The sequence below is a fragment of the Streptomyces sp. NPDC001889 genome, assembly GCF_053594535.1.
Genome location: NZ_JBSFER010000004.1, coordinates 72,550 through 88,797, shown reverse-complemented (window position 1 = coordinate 88,797; position 16,248 = coordinate 72,550). Strand labels below are relative to the sequence as shown.

Genomic DNA, 16,248 nt, shown 5'->3' with positions numbered 1-16,248 from the left:
GTGGGCCGGGCCAGGATCGTCACATGATCCAACCCTCCGCGGCCACTCTCGCCTGGGCGGCCGCCGCCGCCGGGTCCGAGATCCACGACATCCGGGGCCTGCGGGACGGGGGCAGCCCATGGCTGCTCCGTCTCACCGGCGGGCCGCTGGAGGCGGTGGTGCTCAGGACCGGCGCCCCCGGCCCCGACGGCCCGCACGCGGGTTTCGCGGCCGAGGCCGCCGCCCTGGAGCTGGCCGCCGGGCACCGCCTCCCGGCGCCCCGGCTGATCGCCGCCGACCCCGACGGCCGGTCGGCCGGCACCCTCGCGGTGCTGACCACGGCGGTACGGGGGAGCAGCCGCATCCCCGCCCTGCCGACCCCCGGCCGGCTGCGGGCCCTGGGCGCGGCGGCGGCAGCCCTGCACGCGGTCCCGCTGGACCCGCGCCCCGGGCTGCCCCTGCGGGACCGCTCGATCGGCGGGGTGGACTTCGCCGCGATGCGGCGCGACGGCGGCCTCCCGCCCCTTCTCGCGGAGGCGGAACGGGCGGTCGCCGGCCCACCGCCCGGCCCCGGGGTCCGGCCCGTCCTGGTCCACGGCGACCTCTGGCAGGGCAACACCCTGTGGGAGGGCGAGACGCTGACCGGCATCGTGGACTGGGACTCGGCGGGCGCCGGTCACTGGGGCGTCGACCTGGGCTCGCTCCGCTGCGACGCGGCGGTCCTCGCCGGGCCGCCGGCCGCCGACGAGGTGCTCACCGGCTGGCTGCGGGCCCCGGGGCGGGCGCCTCAGGAGGCGGACGCGCGCACCCTGGCGTACTGGGACGTGGTGGCCGCCCTGAGCACCCCGCCCGATCTGGCCCTCTGGCTCCCGGCTTTCGCCGGCCAGGGCCGGGGCGACCTCTCCCCGGCGACGGCGACCGGCCGGCGGGACGCCTTTCTGCGCGGCGCCCTGGACCGGCTGGGCCGGGGCGGGTGAGACGCGGCGCCCGCGCCCGCCCCGGCGGCGGGCCGCCCGGACCGGCCCGCCCCCGAGGGGGCGGCGGTCCCGGACCCGGCCGGGGATCAGCCCTCCGCGATCTCGCGGACCTCGGCGGTCAGGGTCCACCGGTCGTCGTGGACCTGGAGGAACCGCGTGGCCCACTCCAGCGCCTCGGCCTTGTCCTTGGCCTGCACGATGGAGTACCCGCCGATGACCTCCTTGGTCTCGGTGAAGGGCCCGTCCGTGTGGCTCAGCTCCCCGTTCGACCAGGTGACCCGGGTGGCCTCGGCGGTGTCGGTGAGCTTGCCGGTGTCCAGCATCACCCCGGCCCTGGTGATCTCCTCCAGCAGGGCGCCCATGCGCTCACCCAGCTCGGGCCCGTCGGCGGGGGCGGTCCGCTCGTCGACACGGATCATCGTCAGGAAGCGCGGCATGGTGACTCCTCGTCGGAAGGGCGGGGCCTCTCCCCGCCTCTCACCTGTGCGTCGAACGGGCTGGGCCCGGATCGACACCGTCCCGGAAATTCTTTCCGGAATTCTCCGGGACGGCCTCCGGGCCTCCGAACGGCCTCCGGCAGGCTCCCGGGACGGCCTCCGGAACGGCCTCGGGGACGGCCTCCGGCACCGGACGCCCGCCGCCCGCCGGGAGCCCCCGGCCCCCGTGCGATGCTGGTGGGCATGACCCTGGAGGACCTGGTACGACTGCGCCGCGCCCGGGACGTGATGGACCGCGACTACGCGCGGCCCCTGGACGTCCCGGCGCTGGCGAAGGTCGCCCTCATGTCGTCCGGGCACTTCTCCCGCAGCTTCCGCGCCGCCTTCGGCGAGACGCCCTACAGCTATCTCATGACGCGCCGGGTCGAGCGGGCCAAGGCGCTGCTGCGCCGGGGCGACCTGAGTGTCACGGACGTCTGTTTCGCCGTGGGCTGCACCTCGCTGGGGTCGTTCAGCTCGCGCTTCACCGAGCTGGTCGGCGAGCCGCCCAGCGCCTACCGGGCCCGCTCCCACGAGGCCGGAGCACCGATCCCGGCGTGTGTCGCCAAGGTCCTCACACGACCGGTCAGGATCGGAGAAGCGCGATCCACCGCCGCCTCGTAACGTCGACAGCATGAACAGCATCAAACTCTCGCAGTGCTTCATCGCCGTCGACGACCACGACAAGGCGCTCGCCTTCTACCGTGACGCCCTCGGCCTGGAGATACGCAACGACGTCGGGTTCGAGGGAATGCGCTGGGTGACCGTCGGCTCACCCGAGCAGCCCGATGTGGAGATCGTCCTCGAACCGCCGCTCGCGGACCCCAACGCCTCGCCCGCCGACCGGCAGACCATGGCGGAACTGCTGGCCAAGGGCATGCTGCGCGGTGTGATCTTCTCCACCGACGACTGCGACGCCACCTTCGAACGCGTCCGGGCCGCCGGCGGGGAGGTGTTGCAGGAGCCGATCGACCAGCCCTACGGCGTCCGTGACTGCGCCTTCCGCGACCCGTCCGGCAACATGCTCCGCTTCACCCAGGCCCGCGAGCAGTAGCACCCCCCGGCCGTGGTGCGGCCCCCGCCCGACGACGCGGGCGGGGGCCACGGCCCGCACCGAACAGATGGATGGAGAGAGAAGACCATGAGCAGGGCCACGAGGAAGGGCACGCGGCCGCCCGCGCGCCACGGTGCCGACAGCCACGATCTGATCCGTGTGCACGGCTCACGCGTGAACAACCTCAAGGACGTCAGCATCGAGATCCCCAAGCGCCGGCTGACGGTCTTCACCGGGGTCTCCGGCTCGGGCAAGAGCTCCCTGGTGTTCGGCACGATCGCCGCCGAGTCGCAGCGGCTGATCAACGACACGTACAGCGCCTTCGTCCAGGGCTTCATGCCGGCCGCCGCCCGGCCCGAGGCCGATGTGCTCGAAGGGCTGACCACCGCGATCATCGTCGACCAGCAGCGGATGGGCGCCGACCCCCGGTCCACCGTCGGCACCGCCACCGACGCCAACGCGATGCTGCGCATCCTCTTCAGCCGGCTCGGGCAGCCGCACATCGGCTCGCCCAACGCCTTCTCCTTCAATGTCGCCTCGGTCCGGGCCAGCGGCGCGATCACGGTCGAGCGGGGGGCCGGCACCAGGACCGTGAAGCAGACCTTCACCCGCACCGGCGGCATGTGCACCCGCTGCGAGGGCCGGGGCACGGTCTCGGACATCGATCTCACCCAGCTCTACGACGACTCCAAGTCGATCGCCGAGGGCGCGTTCACCATCCCCGGCTGGAAGTCGGACAGCTGGTGGACCGTGCGGACCTACGCCGAGTCGGGCTTCCTCGACCCCGACAAGCCGATCCGCAGATTCACCAAGAAGGAGATGCGGGACTTCCTCTACCGGGAGCCGACCAAGGTGAAGGTCGAGGGGGTGAACCTCACCTTCGAGGGGCTGATCCCCAAGATCCAGAAGTCGTTCCTCTCCAAGGACCGGGAGGCGATGCAGCCGCACATCCGGGCCTTCGTGGACCGGGCGGTCACCTTCACCACCTGCCCCGAGTGCGACGGCACCCGGCTCAGCGAGGTGGCCAGGTCGTCGCGGATCGGCGGTGTCGGCATCGCCGACGCGTGCGCGATGGAGATCCGCGATCTGGCCGTCTGGGTCCGCGGCCTCACCGACAGATCCGTCGCACCGCTGCTGGCGACCCTGGGGAAGACCCTGGACTCCTTCGTGGAGATCGGGCTCGGCTATCTCTCGCTCGACCGGCCGTCCGGCACCCTCTCCGGCGGCGAGGCCCAGCGCGTCAAGATGATCCGCCACCTCGGCTCCGCGCTCACCGATGTCACCTATGTCTTCGACGAGCCCACCATCGGGCTGCACCCCCATGACATCCAGCGGATGAACGAACTCCTGCTGCGGCTGCGCGACAAGGGGAACACCGTGCTCGTCGTGGAGCACAAACCGGAGACGATCGTGATCGCCGACCATGTCGTCGACCTCGGGCCCGGCGCCGGCACGGAGGGCGGCACCATCTGTTTCGAGGGCACCGTCGAAGGACTGCGCACCGCCTCCACCCTCACCGGCCGCCATCTCGACGACCGCGCCGTCCTCAAGGAGACGGTGCGCGAGCCCACCGGGGCGCTGGAGATCCGCGGCGCCTCGGCGCACAATCTGCGGGATGTCGACGTCGACATCCCGCTCGGGGTGCTCTGCGTGGTCACCGGGGTCGCCGGCTCCGGCAAGAGCTCACTGCTGCACACGGCACTGCCCCAGCAGCCCGGCGCCGCCGACGCCGGTGTGATCTCCATCGACCAGGGCGCGATCCGCGGCTCCCGGCGGAGCAACCCCGCGACCTACACCGGGCTGCTCGACCCGATCCGCAAGGCGTTCGCCAAGGCCAACGGGGTGAAGCCGGCGCTGTTCAGCGCCAACTCCGAGGGCGCCTGCCCCAACTGCAACGGCGCCGGCGTCATCTACACCGACCTCGCGATGATGGCCGGGGTGGCCACCGTCTGCGAGGAGTGCGAGGGGAAGCGGTTCCAGGCCGCGGTGCTCGACCACCACCTCGGCGGACGCGACATCAGCGAGGTGCTCGCGATGCCGGTGACCGAGGCCGAGGAGTTCTTCGGCGCCGGCGAGGCCCGCACCCCGGCCGCGCACCGGGTCCTCGGCCGGCTCGTGGACGTCGGGCTCGGCTACCTCACCCTCGGCCAGCCGCTCACCACCCTCTCCGGCGGCGAGCGCCAGCGGCTCAAGCTGGCCACCCACATGACCGAGAAGGGCGGCGTCTACCTCCTCGACGAGCCGACCACCGGACTCCACCTCGCGGATGTCGAGCAACTCCTCGGCCTGCTCGACCGGCTCGTCGACTCCGGCAAGTCGGTCATCGTGATCGAGCACCACCAGGCGGTGATGGCACACGCCGACTGGATCATCGACCTCGGCCCCGGCGCCGGCCACGACGGCGGCCGGGTCGTCTTCGAGGGCACCCCCGCCGACCTGGTCGCCGACGGCTCCACCCTCACCGGCGAGCACCTCGCGGCCTACGTCGGGAGCTGACCGGCGAACCCGGCGGCCCGGGGCCGACTTGCCCACCGGGAAAGCCGAAGGTAGCTTTCCCGGTGGGAAAGTAAAGCGTCACGGGAGGGCGATGGTCGTGAGCACACCGGTCGATGCCGAACAGGCATGGAGGGATCTGCAGCGCGTCCGCGTGCCGCAGGAGCGCGTGTACGACGAGATCGAGCGGCGCGCCTCGGGCGGTTCCGGCGCCGCCCGCGCCACGGCGGCGCTCATGTGGGTCTTTCTGGCCGGTCTGGGTCTGGAGCCGCCCCGCTGGGGCGTCCCGCTGATCGTTGTCGCGTACGTCGCGCTGCTGGGCGCCCTGGCGGTGCTCCACCACCGGGGGGACCGGGTGCGGCTGCACCACTCCCGCCACACCTGGCGGACGTCCGCCGTGTTCGCCGCCGGGGCGCTGCTGACCGGCGGCACGGCCCTGCTCTGCGGCCGGCTGGCCGGATCGCTGGAGCCGCTGCCCGGCAGTCTGATCCAGGCCACGGTCTCGGCCGGGGTGTTCCTGCTGTTCATCGGTCCGGCGAACCGCTGGGCGACCGGCTCCCTCCGTCTCCGCGGTGAGCGGGAGGACGGATGAGCGTCCCCCGGGGCTTCGACGAACTGATCCACCCCGCCACCCGGCTGTCGGTGGTGGCGCTCCTCGCCACCACCGAATGGGCGGACTTCGCGTTCGTCCGCGACAGCCTCTCGCTCAGCGACTCCGCGCTCTCCAAGCAGTTGCACACCCTGGGCGAGGCCGGATATCTGGAGATCCACAAGGAGGGCGGCGGCCGCAAACGGCGCACCAGGGTGCGGCTGACGGACGCCGGCCGCACCGCCTTCGAGGGGCATGTGGCCGCGCTGCGGGCGATCGTCGAGCGCGCCGGGCTCCCGGCCCCGGCCGGACCCGCGCCCACCGGCCCGGCGGCGGACGGCGCTTCCCCGGCGGACGGCGCTTCCCCGGCGGACGGCCCCGGACCGGCGCACCGGCCCCGCCGCCGGCACCACGCGGAGACGGGACGGTGACGGCGCTCGACCACGGCCCCGTACCGCCCGCGCCGCCCTCCGCCCCCGCCCACCCCGTCATCCGGGCGCGCGGTGTGACCATGGCGTACGGCGGCATCGATGTCCTCCACGGCATCGATCTGGACATCCACCGAGGTGAGGTCTTCGCCCTGCTGGGGCCCAACGGCGCGGGGAAGACCACCACCGTCGAGATCCTGGAGGGCTTCCGGCAGCGCACCGCGGGGGACGTCAGCGTCCTCGGCGCGGACCCGGAGCGCGGCGACGACGCCTGGCGCGGCCGTATCGGACTGGTCCTCCAGTCCTGGCGCGACCACGGCCGCTGGCGGGTCGCCGAGCTGCTGGCGCACTTCGCGACGTACTACCCCGACCCCCGCGACCCGGCCGAACTGCTGGCCCTGGTCGGTCTCACCGACCAGGCGGACCGGCGGGTGGACCGGCTCTCCGGCGGCCGGCGCCGGCGGCTGGATGTCGCGCTCGGCATCGTCGGCCGCCCCGAACTCCTCTTCCTGGACGAGCCGACCACCGGTTTCGACCCCCGGGCGCGGCACGAGTTCCACCTCCTGGTCGAGCGGCTGGCGCGCGATGAGGGCGTCACCGTTCTGCTCACCACCCACGACCTGGTCGAGGCCGAGCGGCTCGCCGACCGGATCGCCATGCTGGTCAGCGGCCGGATACGGGCCTGCGGCACTCCGTCGGAGCTGGCCCGGCGGGCCGCCGCGCGGGCCGAGGTCCGCTGGACGGCCGACGACGGGACGCCCCGCCGCGAACGCACCGAGGACCCCTCGCGGCTGGTCTGGGAGCTCCACCGGGACGCGGCCGGACCGATCGCCGGTCTCGAAGTCCGCCGCCCGACGCTGGAGGACACCTATCTGCACATGGTGCACCGGCAAGACCGGCAAGACCGGCAGGAGCCGGAAGGGAACGGCACGGACGGGGAAGCGCGGGCCGTATGAACGACACCCCCACGACGGAGGGGCGGGCCGGAGCGCACCGCCCCGTCCGCCGCTCCTGCCGCGCGGGTCTCCTGCGCGGCTCCATCGAGCTGCGGCACCTGCTCCGCAATCCCAAGGAGCTGTCCGGCCATCTGACCAATGTGGTGGTCGCCCTGGTGATCGCGGGCTATGTCAGCGGAGATGTGCCCGGCACCGGTGTCCCGATGACCCATCTGGTGCTCGCGGGCTTCGCCGCCTATCTGCTGTTCCAGATCGGGATGATCAGTCTTCCGCAGCTGCTGGTGACCGAGCGGGAGGAGGGCGCCCTGCTGCGGCTGCGCGCCACACCCGGCGGGATACCGGCCTATCTCGTGGCCAAGTGCCTGCTGGTGGTCGTCACGGCGGCCGTCACCCTGGCCCTGCTCCTGGCGGCCGGGGCGCTGCTGGTGGACGGACCGCTGCCGCGGGGACCGGCCGGCTGGCTGACGCTGCTGTGGGTCACCGCGCTCGGGCTGCTCGCCGTCGTACCGCTGGGCGCGGCCATCGGCGCCGTACTGCCCAATCCGCGCGAGGCGCTGGCGCTGATCATGCTGCCCACGATGGGGCTGCTGGTCACCTCCGGAGCGGTCTTCCCGATCACCTCGCTGCCCGGGCCGGTCCAGCAGGTGGCCTCCGTCTTCCCGCTCAAGTGGATGGCGCAGGGCCTGCGCTCCGCGCTGCTGCCGGACTCCGCGCGGGCCGCCGAGCCGGCCGGCTCCTGGGAGCTGCCCATGGTCGCCCTGGTCCTGGCCGCCTGGGCGGTCATCGGATTCCTCCTGGCGATCCCCCTGCTGCGCCGCGCCGCCCGCCGGGAGTCGGGCTCCCGGCTGAGCGCGCGCCACAGCAGGGCGGTCCGGAGCGGGGCGGTCCCCGAGCGGGCCGGCTCGTAGGAGCGGGCGCGGCCCGGCGGTACCGCCCCGGGGACCTCAGCCCCTGACCGCGTCCGCGATCCGCAGGGCCGCCTCGGCCGGTGTGAGGTGGGTGGTGTCGACGACCTCGGCCTCGCGGTGCAGCCAGGTGCGGGCCGCCTCGGCGTAGGGGTCGAGATAGCGGAGGCGGAAGGGGGAGGGGCCGAGGACGGTGTCCCCCTCGATGCGTCCGCGCAGGGTGTCCCGGTCGGCGTGGAGGACGAAGTGCCGCACCGGGACGCCGTGCTCCGCGAGGCCCGCGCTGATCTCGCGCCAGTACTCCTCGACGATGACGGTCATGGGCATCACCAGGGTGCCGCCGGTGTAGTCGAGCACCCGCCGCGCGGTCTCGACCACGAGGGGCCGCCACGGTGGCCAGTGCTGGAAGTTGTCCGTCGCGGGCAGCCCGGGAGCGATGTCCATGAGCGTCTCGCCGACCTTCTCGGCGTTGAACACCCGGGAGTCCGGGATGAGCGGCTGAAGGAGCGCGCTGGTCGTCGTCTTGCCCGCGCCATGGGTGCCGTTGAGCCATACGATCATGGGTTCGACGCTAGTGGTGCGCGACCCCGGCGCCCGTGCCGGCCGTGTCACAGAACCGCCACGACGGGATGCCGGTCCGCGAGGAGGCCCCGCCCGGGACCGGGTACCGCCACCCGCCGCGTTCACCGGCGCGCGGCCAGCACTGCCGCGAGGCCCTCGCGCAGATCGGTGACGAAGTACCCGGGGACCTCCAGCGACGGGAAGTGTCCCCCCTTCCCGGGTGACCTCCACCGGACGATCCGCCGGTACCGCTCCCGCGCCCAGGCGCGCGGACTCTTCTCGATGTCGCGGGGGTACATGGTGATCGCCGACGGGACGTCGACCCGGAGTCCGGGATCGAGCGAATCATGGCTCTCGTAGTAGATACGGGCCGACGACGCGCCGGTCCGCGTCAGCCAGTACAGGGTGACGTCGTCGAGAACGCGGTCCCGGGAGATTGTCTCGAACGGGCTGTCCTCGGTGTCCGACCACTCGGCGAACTTGTCGAGTATCCAGGCGAGAAGACCGACCGGTGAGTCGACGAGCGAGTAGCCGATGGTCTGCGGCCGGGTCGCCTGCTGCTTCGCGTACGCCGCGCGGTGGCGCCAGAAGTCGCGGGTCTCCTCGGTCCACTCGCGCTCCTCCGCCGTCAGCCCGTCCGCCGTCAGCCCGGGCGGCGCCTCCGCGAACGTGGTGTGGATGCCGAGGACGTGCGCCGGGAACCTGCCGCCGAGCACCGTGGTGATATTGCCTCCCCAGTCGCCGCCGTGGGCCGTGAAGGTGCCGTAGCCGAGCCTTCCCATGAGTTCCACCCACGCGGCCGCGATCCTCTCGGTCCCCCACCCGGTGGTGGCCGGCTTGTCGCTGTGGCCGAAGCCCGGCAGCGACGGGACCACGACGTGGAAGGCGGGCGCGTCCGGGTCCTCCGGATCCGCCAGCTCGTCCACCACATCGGTGAACTCGGCGATGCTGCCGGGCCAGCCGTGCGTCAGGACCAGAGGGGTGGCGTCCGCGCGCGCGGACCGGCGGTGCAGGAAGTGGATTCCCAGGCCGTCGATGGTCGTCCGGAACTGGCCGATCCGGTCGAGCCGCTCCTCGAACGCCCGCCAGTCGTACCCGGTGCGCCAGTAGTGCACGACATCGGCGAGGTCGGCGAGGGGAACGCCCTGCGCCCACCGCGGGGAGCCGGGCCCCGCGCCCTGGACCGTCTCGGCCTCCGGCAGCCGCGCCGAGGCCAGTCGCGCGCGCAGATCGTCGAGGTCGGCGTCGGTCGCGTGGGCTTCGAACGTGTGCACGTCGCTGGTCGGGCGGGGCATGGGACCTCCTGGCTAGCGGAACCGGCATTGACGGTTCTAGCAGCTCTCCGGGCCGTGTCGCAACCGGCTATGGTGGTTCCATGCGTGCCGACTTCCCTGACTTCCGCCTCGGTTCGGTGCTGGCGACCAGCTTCACGGGGACCCTGTCGGAGCGTCATGGCGACGCCGTGGAACGCCTTCCCGTGCCGCACCGGCTCATCGACTGGCTGGCCGTGTACGGCCTCGCCGTGGACTCCTGCACCGCGCTCCAGCTCGGCCTCGCCCGGGAGCTGAGGGAGTCGATCCACGCCGCCGCCACGGCGGCCGCCGTCCAGGACGCCCTCCCCGCGTCCGCCCTGCGGGTCATCAACGCCCGCAGCTCCCGGGGCCGGGCGGCGGCCTTCCTGACGCCCGGCGGCGAGCGGCGCTGGCGGCTCGGCCCGGCCTCCCCTCTGGAGGACGCCCTCGGCGTGATCGCCGCCGACGCGATCAGCGTCATCTCGGGTGAGCGCGACGGAAGGCTGGCCCTGTGCGCCTCGCCGACCTGCCGGGCCGCCTTCTTCGACACCAGCCGGAGCCGCACCCGCAGATGGTGCGACATGAACACGTGCGGGAACCGCCAGAAGAAGGCGCGCTTCCTCGCCGGCCGGCAGGGAAAGTCCGGACCGGTGGAGTGATCGTCGCCCCGGAGCGCCCGTGCGGGACCCTCCGTACCGCGCCGCGTCCGGCACGGCGGGACGGTCCGCGCGGCCATCCGACTCATTGCATAAAACTGCATAGCTGCGTATAGTCATGCCGTCGACGAGGAGGGTTCGATGGCGGTACGAGCAGCAGTGGCAGGCGCGAGCGGATACGCGGGCGGGGAAGTCCTCCGGCTGCTCCTCGCGCATCCCGGGGTCGAGATCGGCGCACTCACCGGCAACTCCAACGCGGGGCAGCCGCTCGGCGGGCTTCAGCCGCATCTGGTGCCGCTCGCCGGACGGGTGCTCGAAGCGACGACCGCGCAGGTCCTCGCCGGGCACGACGTGGTCTTTCTCGCGCTGCCGCACGGGCAGTCCGCCGCCGTGGCCGAGCAGCTCGGGGACGAGGCGCTGGTGATCGACATGGGCGCCGACTTCCGGCTGAGGGACCCCGCCGACTGGGAGCGGTTCTACGGCTCCGAGCACGCCGGCACCTGGCCGTACGGACTGCCCGAGCTGCCCGGCGGCCGGAGCGCGCTGGAGGGGGCGCGCCGCATCGCGGTGCCCGGGTGCTACCCGACCGCCGTGTCCCTCGCGCTCTTCCCCGCGTACGGTGCGGGCCTCGCCGAGCCCGAGGCCGTGATCACCGCCGCCTCCGGCACCTCCGGCGCCGGCAAGGCGCCCAAGGCGCACCTCCTGGGCTCCGAGGTGATGGGCTCCATGAGCCCCTACGGCGTCGGCGGCGGCCACCGCCACACCCCCGAGATGATCCAGAACCTCAGCGGCGCGGCGGGGGAGCCGGTCACCGTCTCCTTCACCCCCACCCTCGCGCCCATGGCCCGCGGCATCCTCGCCACCTGCTCGGCGAAGGCCCGGCCCGGCACCACCGCGCAGGACGTGCGCGCCGCCTACGAGAAGGCGTTCGCCGACGAGCCCTTCGTCCATCTGCTCCCCGAGGGGCAGTGGCCCGCGACCGCGTCCGTGTACGGGTCCAACGCCGCGCAGATCCAGGTCGCGTACGACGAGAGCGCCCGCCGGATCATCGCGATCAGCGCCATCGACAACCTCACCAAGGGCACCGCGGGCGGTGCGGTCCAGAGCATGAACATCGCCCTGGGCCTCGACGAGACCACAGGACTCTCAACGATCGGAGTGGCACCGTGAGCGTCACGGCAGCACAGGGGTTCACCGCGGCGGGCATCGCCGCGGGACTCAAGGAGAACGGCAGCCCGGACCTGGCCCTCGTGGTCAACAACGGCCCCCGCCGCGCCGCCGCCGGCGTCTTCACCTCCAACCGCGTCAAGGCCGCCCCGGTCCTCTGGTCCGAGCAGGTCCTCAAGGGCGGCGCGGTGACCGCCGTCGTCCTCAACTCCGGCGGCGCCAACGCCTGCACCGGCCCCCAGGGCTTCCAGGACACCCACGCCACCGCCGAGAAGGCCGCCGAGGTCCTCGACGGCCACAGCGCCGGCGAGATCGCCGTCGCCTCCACCGGCCTCATCGGCCTGCTGCTGCCCATGGACAAGCTGCTCCCGGGCGTGGAGAAGGCCGCGGGCGAACTCTCCGAGTACGGCGGTGAGAAGGCCGCCATCGCGATCAAGACCACCGACACCGTCCACAAGACCGCCGTCCACCAGGGCGACGGCTGGACCGTCGGCGGCATGGCCAAGGGCGCGGGCATGCTCGCCCCCGGCCTCGCCACCATGCTCGTCGTCCTCACCACCGACGCCGATCTCGACAGCCCCGACCTCGACCGGGCGCTGCGCGACGCCACCCGCACCACCTTCGACCGGATCGACTCCGACGGCTGCATGTCCACCAACGACACCGTGCTGCTGCTGGCCTCGGGCGCCTCCGGCCGCACCCCCGCCCACGACGAGTTCGCCGGCGCCGTCCGTACCGTCTGCGACGACCTCGCCCGCCAGCTCATCGGCGACGCCGAGGGCGCGTCCAAGGACATCCGGATCGAGATCGTGGGCGCCGCCACCGAGGCGGACGCGGTCGAGGTCGGCCGCTCCATCGCCCGTAACAACCTCCTCAAGTGCGCCATCCACGGCGAGGACCCCAACTGGGGCCGGGTGCTCTCCGCCATCGGCACCACCGGCGCCGCCTTCGAGCCCGACCGGCTCCATGTCGCCATCAACGACGTCTGGGTCTGCCGCAACGGCAGCGTCGGCGAGGACCGCGACCTCGTCGACATGCGCTACCGCGAGGTACGGATCACCGCGGACCTCTCCGCCGGGGACGAGTCCGCCGTCATCTGGGCCAACGACCTCACCGCCGACTACGTCCACGAGAACAGCGCGTACAGCTCATGAGCGGAATCAACCCCCCGGCGCGCAAGCACACCGCCCTGCCGAAGGCCCGCATCCTCGTCGAGGCACTGCCCTGGCTGACCCGGCACCACGGCAAGACGGTGGTCGTGAAGTTCGGCGGCAACGCCATGGTCGACGAGGACCTGAAGGCGGCCTTCGCCCAGGACGTCGTCTTTCTGCGGCACGCCGGCCTCAAACCCGTCGTTGTGCACGGCGGCGGCCCCCAGATCAGCGCCCAGCTCGACAAGCAGGGCCTGGTCAGCGAGTTCAAGGCGGGCCTTCGGGTCACCACCCCCGAGGCGATGGACGTCGTACGGATGGTGCTCGCCGGACAGGTCCAGCGCGAGCTGGTCGGGCTGCTCAATCAGCACGGGCCGCTCGCCGTCGGGCTCACCGGCGAGGACGCCCACACCATCACCGCCATCAAGCACCAGCCGCTCATCGACGGTGTGCCGGTCGACATCGGCCGGGTCGGCGAGGTCACCAGGATCGACACGGGCGCCGTCACGGCGCTGCTGGAGGACGGCCGCATCCCGGTCATCTCCTCCATCGCCCGTGCGGAGGACGACGGACATGTCTACAACGTCAATGCTGATACGGCGGCTGCGGCTCTCGCTGCGGCGCTTGGCGCGGAGACCCTGATGGTGCTCACCGATGTCGAGGGGCTGTACGAGGACTGGCCCCGCAGCGACGAGGTGATCAGCCGGCTCACCGCCACCCAGCTGGAGAAGCTGCTGCCCGACCTCTCCAGCGGGATGGTCCCCAAGATGGAGGGCTGTCTCTTCGCCGTCCGCAACGGGGTCAACACCGCCCGAGTGATCGACGGCCGGGTGCCGCACTCGATTCTGCTGGAGATCTTCACCGATGAGGGCATCGGCACCATGGTCGTGCCCGATGTTCCGTTCGTGACATCCGTGACGGAGGGGGAATGATGACCAACCAGGAGTTCGCCCGGCGCTGGCAGGGCGTGATGACCGACAACTACGGCACACCGCCGCTCTCCCTGGTACGCGGCGAGGGCGCCACACTCCACGACGCCGACGGGGCCGTCTACACCGACTTCGTCGGCGGGATCGCCGTGAACGCGCTGGGCCACGGCCACCCCGCCGTCGTCGAGGCGGTCTCCCGGCAGATCGCCGCCCTGGGGCATGTCTCCAACCTCTACACCGCCGAGCCGCCGCTCGCGCTCGCCGAGCGGCTGATCCAGCTCGCCGGCCGCCCCGGCAGGGTCTACTTCTGCAACTCGGGCGCCGAGGCCAACGAAGCGGCCTTCAAACTCGGCCGGCTGACGGGCCGCCCGCACATGGTCGCCACCGCCGGGGGATTCCACGGCCGCACCATGGGGGCGCTCGCGCTGACCGGGCAGCCGGGCAAGCGGGAGCCGTTCCTGCCGCTGCCGGGCGAGGTCACCCATGTTCCGTACGGGGACGCCGACGCGCTGCGCGCCGCCGTCACCACCGACACCGCGCTGGTGATCCTGGAGCCCATCCAGGGCGAGAACGGGGTGGTCACCCCGCCCGCCGGCTATCTGGAGGCGGCCCGGGAGATCACCCGGGCCACCGGCACCCTGCTCGTCCTGGACGAGGTGCAGACCGGGATCGGCCGGACCGGCCACTGGTTCGCGGCCCAGGCCGAGGGGGTCGAGGCCGATGTCGTCACCCTCGCGAAGGGGCTCGGCGGGGGGCTGCCGCTCGGCGCCACGCTGGTCTTCGGCCCCGCCGCCGATCTGCTGCGGCCCGGCCAGCACGGCACCACCTTCGGCGGCAACCCCGTCGCCTGCGCCGCCGGTCTCGCCGTTCTGGACACCCTCGCGGCCGATGGGCTGCTCGACCAGGTCAAACGGTTCGGGGAGAAGATCCGGGACGGAGTGGAATCTCTCGGACACGATCTGGTCTCCCATGTCCGTGGTGCCGGCCTGTTGCTGGGTATCGTGCTCAACGAGCCCCTCGCGCCCCAGGTGCAGCGGGCGGCTCAGAGCGCCGGCTTCCTGGTGAACGCCCCGGCCCCCGATGTCGTACGGCTGATGCCGCCGCTCATCATCGGTGAGGCGGATGTGGACGCGTTTCTCCGGGCCCTGCCCGGCGTGCTCGACGCGGCCCGCGAGCGGGACGGGACAGGACAATCCGGAGAATGAGACGACGATGACCGAGGCGCAGGACTCCGAGCAGGGCGGGCAGGCGGTGCCGCAGACCCGTATGGCCCGCCACCGTCGGATCGTGGACATCCTCAACCGGCAGCCGGTGCGCTCCCAGAGCCAGCTGGCGAAGCTCCTCGCGGACAACGGGCTGAGCGTCACTCAGGCGACGCTCTCCCGGGACCTCGACGAGCTGGGTGCGGTGAAGATCCGCAACACCGGTGGGGAGCTGATCTACGCGGTGCCGAGCGAGGGCGGGTTCCGCACTCCGCAGGCGCCGCTCGGGGAGTCCGCGAAGGAGGAGCGGATGCGGAGGCTCTCCGCGGAGCTGCTGATCTCCGCGGAGGCGTCGGCGAATCTGGTGGTGCTCCGGACGCCGCCGGGGGCGGCGCAGTTCCTCGCCTCGGCCATCGATCAGGCCGAGCTGCACGACATCCTCGGGACGATCGCCGGGGATGACACGCTGATGCTGATCAGCCGGCATCCCACCGGGGGGCAGGCTCTGGCGGACCACCTCCTCCGCCTGGCCCAGAAGGAACGCTGACCAGCAACCCGATCCCGTCCGCCCCCTCCGGGCCTCGGTCGGGGGCCGGCCCCCGAACCCCCGCTCCTCAATCGCCGGAGGGGCTGAGGTGTGCGCCCCGGCGGGGCTGGGGGGTGCGGCTCCATCTCTCCCAGAGTTGCCTCGGGGAGGTTTCCCCCGGACAGGCCGAGCAACCTCAGCCCGTCTGGGGGGCTCCTCCCCGAGGCAGCTCTGGGGGAGGACGGACCCCGCGCCACGGGACCCTCCGCGCCCCAGGCCCCCGCCCCGGAACCACCCCCCCGGAGGGAAAACCCTCAGGCCGTGCGCCGCGGCAGCGGCAGAGGGAGGGCCGGGAGGCCGTCCAGGCTCACCCCCATCCCCTTCTTCTCGCAGTACACCGCGAACTCCTCCTCCGACTTCCGCCCGAAGTGCTCCGCGTGCTGCGTCCGCTCCTCCCGGTAATCCAGGAACGGCACCGCGAACCCGCACGCGTCCGAGACCCGCTCCGCCCGCACCACGATGATCGCCCGCGCCCCCGGCCCGTCCACCTCCGTGAAGTGCTTGATCAGCTCCTCCCAGCGCGGGTCGTCCCGGAAGACCGCCTCCCCGCTCCCGTACACCCGCAGCACCTTCGGCGGCCCGGAGAAGGCGCACCACATCAGCGTGATCCGGCCATTCCCCTCCTGGCGCAGATGCGCGATCGTCTCGGCGCCGCTGCCGCCGAAGTCCAGATAGGCCACGGTCAGGTCGTCGAGGACGACCAGGGTGCCGCTGCGGCCCTTGGGGGAGAGGTTGATGTGCCCGTCGCCGCCGAGCGGGGCGGTGGCCGTGAAGAACACGGGCTGCTGCTCGATGAATGCGCGGATGCGTCCGTCTATTCGTTCGTAGAGCTTTGCCATGCACGGAT

At 72.7% G+C, this 16,248-nt stretch carries 18 protein-coding genes; 14 read left to right on the top strand and 4 right to left on the bottom strand.

Annotated features, from left to right (window positions below; genetic code table 11):
• The first annotated feature begins 23 nt into the window (after positions 1-23).
• Positions 24-956, top strand: a complete 933-nt coding sequence (locus tag ACWCRA_RS05645; RefSeq protein WP_351557866.1) for a phosphotransferase — start codon at positions 24-26, stop codon at positions 954-956.
• An 86-nt stretch (positions 957-1,042) separates the two neighbouring features.
• Here ACWCRA_RS05645 and ACWCRA_RS05640 read toward each other — a convergent pair whose 3' ends face one another.
• Positions 1,043-1,393: a YciI family protein gene (locus tag ACWCRA_RS05640; protein ID WP_351557864.1), complete on the bottom strand. Its 351-nt coding sequence runs from the start codon at positions 1,391-1,393 to the stop codon at positions 1,043-1,045.
• 243 nt (positions 1,394-1,636) lie between these two features.
• On the opposite strand from ACWCRA_RS05640, the gene ACWCRA_RS05635 reads away from it, so the two are divergent.
• The 7 genes from ACWCRA_RS05635 to ACWCRA_RS05605 all read left to right on the top strand — a co-directional run bounded on the left by ACWCRA_RS05635 (position 1,637) and on the right by ACWCRA_RS05605 (position 7,860).
• A complete protein-coding gene (locus tag ACWCRA_RS05635; RefSeq protein WP_351557862.1) occupies positions 1,637-2,056 on the top strand; it encodes a helix-turn-helix transcriptional regulator in 420 nt (139 codons plus the stop codon).
• Positions 2,057-2,066: 10 nt separating this feature from the next.
• Positions 2,067-2,486 (top strand): VOC family protein, encoded by a 420-nt coding sequence (locus ACWCRA_RS05630; protein WP_351557860.1) that lies wholly within the window; start codon positions 2,067-2,069, stop codon positions 2,484-2,486.
• An 87-nt stretch (positions 2,487-2,573) separates the two neighbouring features.
• Positions 2,574-4,982: an excinuclease ABC subunit UvrA gene (locus ACWCRA_RS05625; protein WP_351557859.1), complete on the top strand. Its 2,409-nt coding sequence runs from the start codon at positions 2,574-2,576 to the stop codon at positions 4,980-4,982.
• Between the two features lie 91 nt (positions 4,983-5,073).
• Positions 5,074-5,571 (top strand): hypothetical protein, encoded by a 498-nt coding sequence (locus tag ACWCRA_RS05620; RefSeq protein ID WP_351557857.1) that lies wholly within the window; start codon positions 5,074-5,076, stop codon positions 5,569-5,571.
• Positions 5,568-5,999 carry a transcriptional regulator gene (locus ACWCRA_RS05615; RefSeq protein WP_451066898.1) on the top strand — a complete coding sequence of 144 codons (432 nt, stop codon included), beginning with the start codon at positions 5,568-5,570 and terminating at the stop codon, positions 5,997-5,999. The genes ACWCRA_RS05620 and ACWCRA_RS05615 overlap by 4 nt, the downstream gene beginning before the upstream one ends.
• Before the next feature lie 80 nt (positions 6,000-6,079).
• Positions 6,080-6,952 (top strand): ABC transporter ATP-binding protein, encoded by an 873-nt coding sequence (locus tag ACWCRA_RS05610; RefSeq protein ID WP_451066963.1) that lies wholly within the window; start codon positions 6,080-6,082, stop codon positions 6,950-6,952.
• Positions 6,949-7,860: an ABC transporter permease gene (locus tag ACWCRA_RS05605; protein WP_451066897.1), complete on the top strand. Its 912-nt coding sequence runs from the start codon at positions 6,949-6,951 to the stop codon at positions 7,858-7,860. Before ACWCRA_RS05610 ends, ACWCRA_RS05605 begins: the two co-directional genes overlap by 4 nt.
• Positions 7,861-7,896: 36 nt before the next feature.
• Here the strand turns inward: ACWCRA_RS05605 and ACWCRA_RS05600 are convergent, their stop codons facing one another.
• Together ACWCRA_RS05600 and ACWCRA_RS05595 are read right to left on the bottom strand one after the other, a co-directional pair.
• Complete coding sequence (locus tag ACWCRA_RS05600) at positions 7,897-8,418, bottom strand: AAA family ATPase (protein ID WP_351557851.1); 522 nt, start codon at positions 8,416-8,418, stop codon at positions 7,897-7,899.
• Between the two features lie 122 nt (positions 8,419-8,540).
• The gene (locus tag ACWCRA_RS05595; protein WP_451066896.1) at positions 8,541-9,713 is read right to left on the bottom strand and encodes an epoxide hydrolase family protein; all 1,173 of its coding nucleotides are present in this window, start codon (positions 9,711-9,713) and stop codon (positions 8,541-8,543) included.
• Between the two features lie 80 nt (positions 9,714-9,793).
• Here ACWCRA_RS05595 and ACWCRA_RS05590 point away from each other — a divergent pair, with 80 nt between their 5' ends.
• The 6 genes from ACWCRA_RS05590 (at position 9,794) to ACWCRA_RS05565 (ending at position 15,362) form a co-directional block, all read left to right on the top strand.
• Positions 9,794-10,369 carry a CGNR zinc finger domain-containing protein gene (locus ACWCRA_RS05590; protein ID WP_351557848.1) on the top strand — a complete coding sequence of 192 codons (576 nt, stop codon included), beginning with the start codon at positions 9,794-9,796 and terminating at the stop codon, positions 10,367-10,369.
• Between the two features lie 138 nt (positions 10,370-10,507).
• Positions 10,508-11,536 (top strand): N-acetyl-gamma-glutamyl-phosphate reductase, encoded by a 1,029-nt coding sequence (gene argC / locus ACWCRA_RS05585; RefSeq protein WP_351557847.1) that lies wholly within the window; start codon positions 10,508-10,510, stop codon positions 11,534-11,536.
• The gene (argJ, locus tag ACWCRA_RS05580; RefSeq protein ID WP_351557845.1) at positions 11,533-12,687 is read left to right on the top strand and encodes a bifunctional glutamate N-acetyltransferase/amino-acid acetyltransferase ArgJ; all 1,155 of its coding nucleotides are present in this window, start codon (positions 11,533-11,535) and stop codon (positions 12,685-12,687) included. Before argC ends, argJ begins: the two co-directional genes overlap by 4 nt.
• Positions 12,684-13,616 carry an acetylglutamate kinase gene (gene argB, locus ACWCRA_RS05575; RefSeq protein WP_351557843.1) on the top strand — a complete coding sequence of 311 codons (933 nt, stop codon included), beginning with the start codon at positions 12,684-12,686 and terminating at the stop codon, positions 13,614-13,616. The genes argJ and argB overlap by 4 nt, the downstream gene beginning before the upstream one ends.
• On the top strand, positions 13,616-14,818 hold the full coding sequence (locus tag ACWCRA_RS05570; protein WP_451066962.1) for an acetylornithine transaminase: 1,203 nt from the start codon (positions 13,616-13,618) through the stop codon (positions 14,816-14,818). The genes argB and ACWCRA_RS05570 overlap by 1 nt, the downstream gene beginning before the upstream one ends.
• Before the next feature lie 7 nt (positions 14,819-14,825).
• Positions 14,826-15,362, top strand: a complete 537-nt coding sequence (locus tag ACWCRA_RS05565; protein WP_351557841.1) for an arginine repressor — start codon at positions 14,826-14,828, stop codon at positions 15,360-15,362.
• A 293-nt stretch (positions 15,363-15,655) separates the two neighbouring features.
• Here ACWCRA_RS05565 and ACWCRA_RS05560 read toward each other — a convergent pair whose 3' ends face one another.
• The gene (locus ACWCRA_RS05560) at positions 15,656-16,240 is read right to left on the bottom strand and encodes a pyridoxamine 5'-phosphate oxidase family protein (RefSeq protein ID WP_351557839.1); all 585 of its coding nucleotides are present in this window, start codon (positions 16,238-16,240) and stop codon (positions 15,656-15,658) included.
• Positions 16,241-16,248 lie beyond the last annotated feature (8 nt).

What these genes read in the sequence shown, in the direction of transcription:
- ACWCRA_RS05570 (WP_451066962.1), top strand. Translation starts at nt 13,616, where the DNA reads ATGACCAACCAGGAGTTCGCCCGGCGCTGGCAGGGCGTGATGACCGAC.
- ACWCRA_RS05630 (WP_351557860.1), top strand. Translation starts at nt 2,067, where the DNA reads ATGAACAGCATCAAACTCTCGCAGTGCTTCATCGCCGTCGACGACCAC.
- ACWCRA_RS05605 (WP_451066897.1), top strand. Translation starts at nt 6,949, where the DNA reads ATGAACGACACCCCCACGACGGAGGGGCGGGCCGGAGCGCACCGCCCC.
- argC (WP_351557847.1), top strand. Translation starts at nt 10,508, where the DNA reads ATGGCGGTACGAGCAGCAGTGGCAGGCGCGAGCGGATACGCGGGCGGG.
- argB (WP_351557843.1), top strand. Translation starts at nt 12,684, where the DNA reads ATGAGCGGAATCAACCCCCCGGCGCGCAAGCACACCGCCCTGCCGAAG.
- ACWCRA_RS05635 (WP_351557862.1), top strand. Translation starts at nt 1,637, where the DNA reads ATGACCCTGGAGGACCTGGTACGACTGCGCCGCGCCCGGGACGTGATG.
- ACWCRA_RS05600 (WP_351557851.1), bottom strand. Translation starts at nt 8,418, where the DNA reads ATGATCGTATGGCTCAACGGCACCCATGGCGCGGGCAAGACGACGACC.
- ACWCRA_RS05620 (WP_351557857.1), top strand. Translation starts at nt 5,074, where the DNA reads ATGGTCGTGAGCACACCGGTCGATGCCGAACAGGCATGGAGGGATCTG.
- ACWCRA_RS05595 (WP_451066896.1), bottom strand. Translation starts at nt 9,713, where the DNA reads ATGCCCCGCCCGACCAGCGACGTGCACACGTTCGAAGCCCACGCGACC.
- ACWCRA_RS05640 (WP_351557864.1), bottom strand. Translation starts at nt 1,393, where the DNA reads ATGCCGCGCTTCCTGACGATGATCCGTGTCGACGAGCGGACCGCCCCC.
- ACWCRA_RS05615 (WP_451066898.1), top strand. Translation starts at nt 5,568, where the DNA reads ATGAGCGTCCCCCGGGGCTTCGACGAACTGATCCACCCCGCCACCCGG.
- ACWCRA_RS05645 (WP_351557866.1), top strand. Translation starts at nt 24, where the DNA reads ATGATCCAACCCTCCGCGGCCACTCTCGCCTGGGCGGCCGCCGCCGCC.
- ACWCRA_RS05610 (WP_451066963.1), top strand. Translation starts at nt 6,080, where the DNA reads ATGGCGTACGGCGGCATCGATGTCCTCCACGGCATCGATCTGGACATC.
- ACWCRA_RS05560 (WP_351557839.1), bottom strand. Translation starts at nt 16,240, where the DNA reads ATGGCAAAGCTCTACGAACGAATAGACGGACGCATCCGCGCATTCATC.
- ACWCRA_RS05565 (WP_351557841.1), top strand. Translation starts at nt 14,826, where the DNA reads ATGACCGAGGCGCAGGACTCCGAGCAGGGCGGGCAGGCGGTGCCGCAG.
- ACWCRA_RS05590 (WP_351557848.1), top strand. Translation starts at nt 9,794, where the DNA reads ATGCGTGCCGACTTCCCTGACTTCCGCCTCGGTTCGGTGCTGGCGACC.
- ACWCRA_RS05625 (WP_351557859.1), top strand. Translation starts at nt 2,574, where the DNA reads ATGAGCAGGGCCACGAGGAAGGGCACGCGGCCGCCCGCGCGCCACGGT.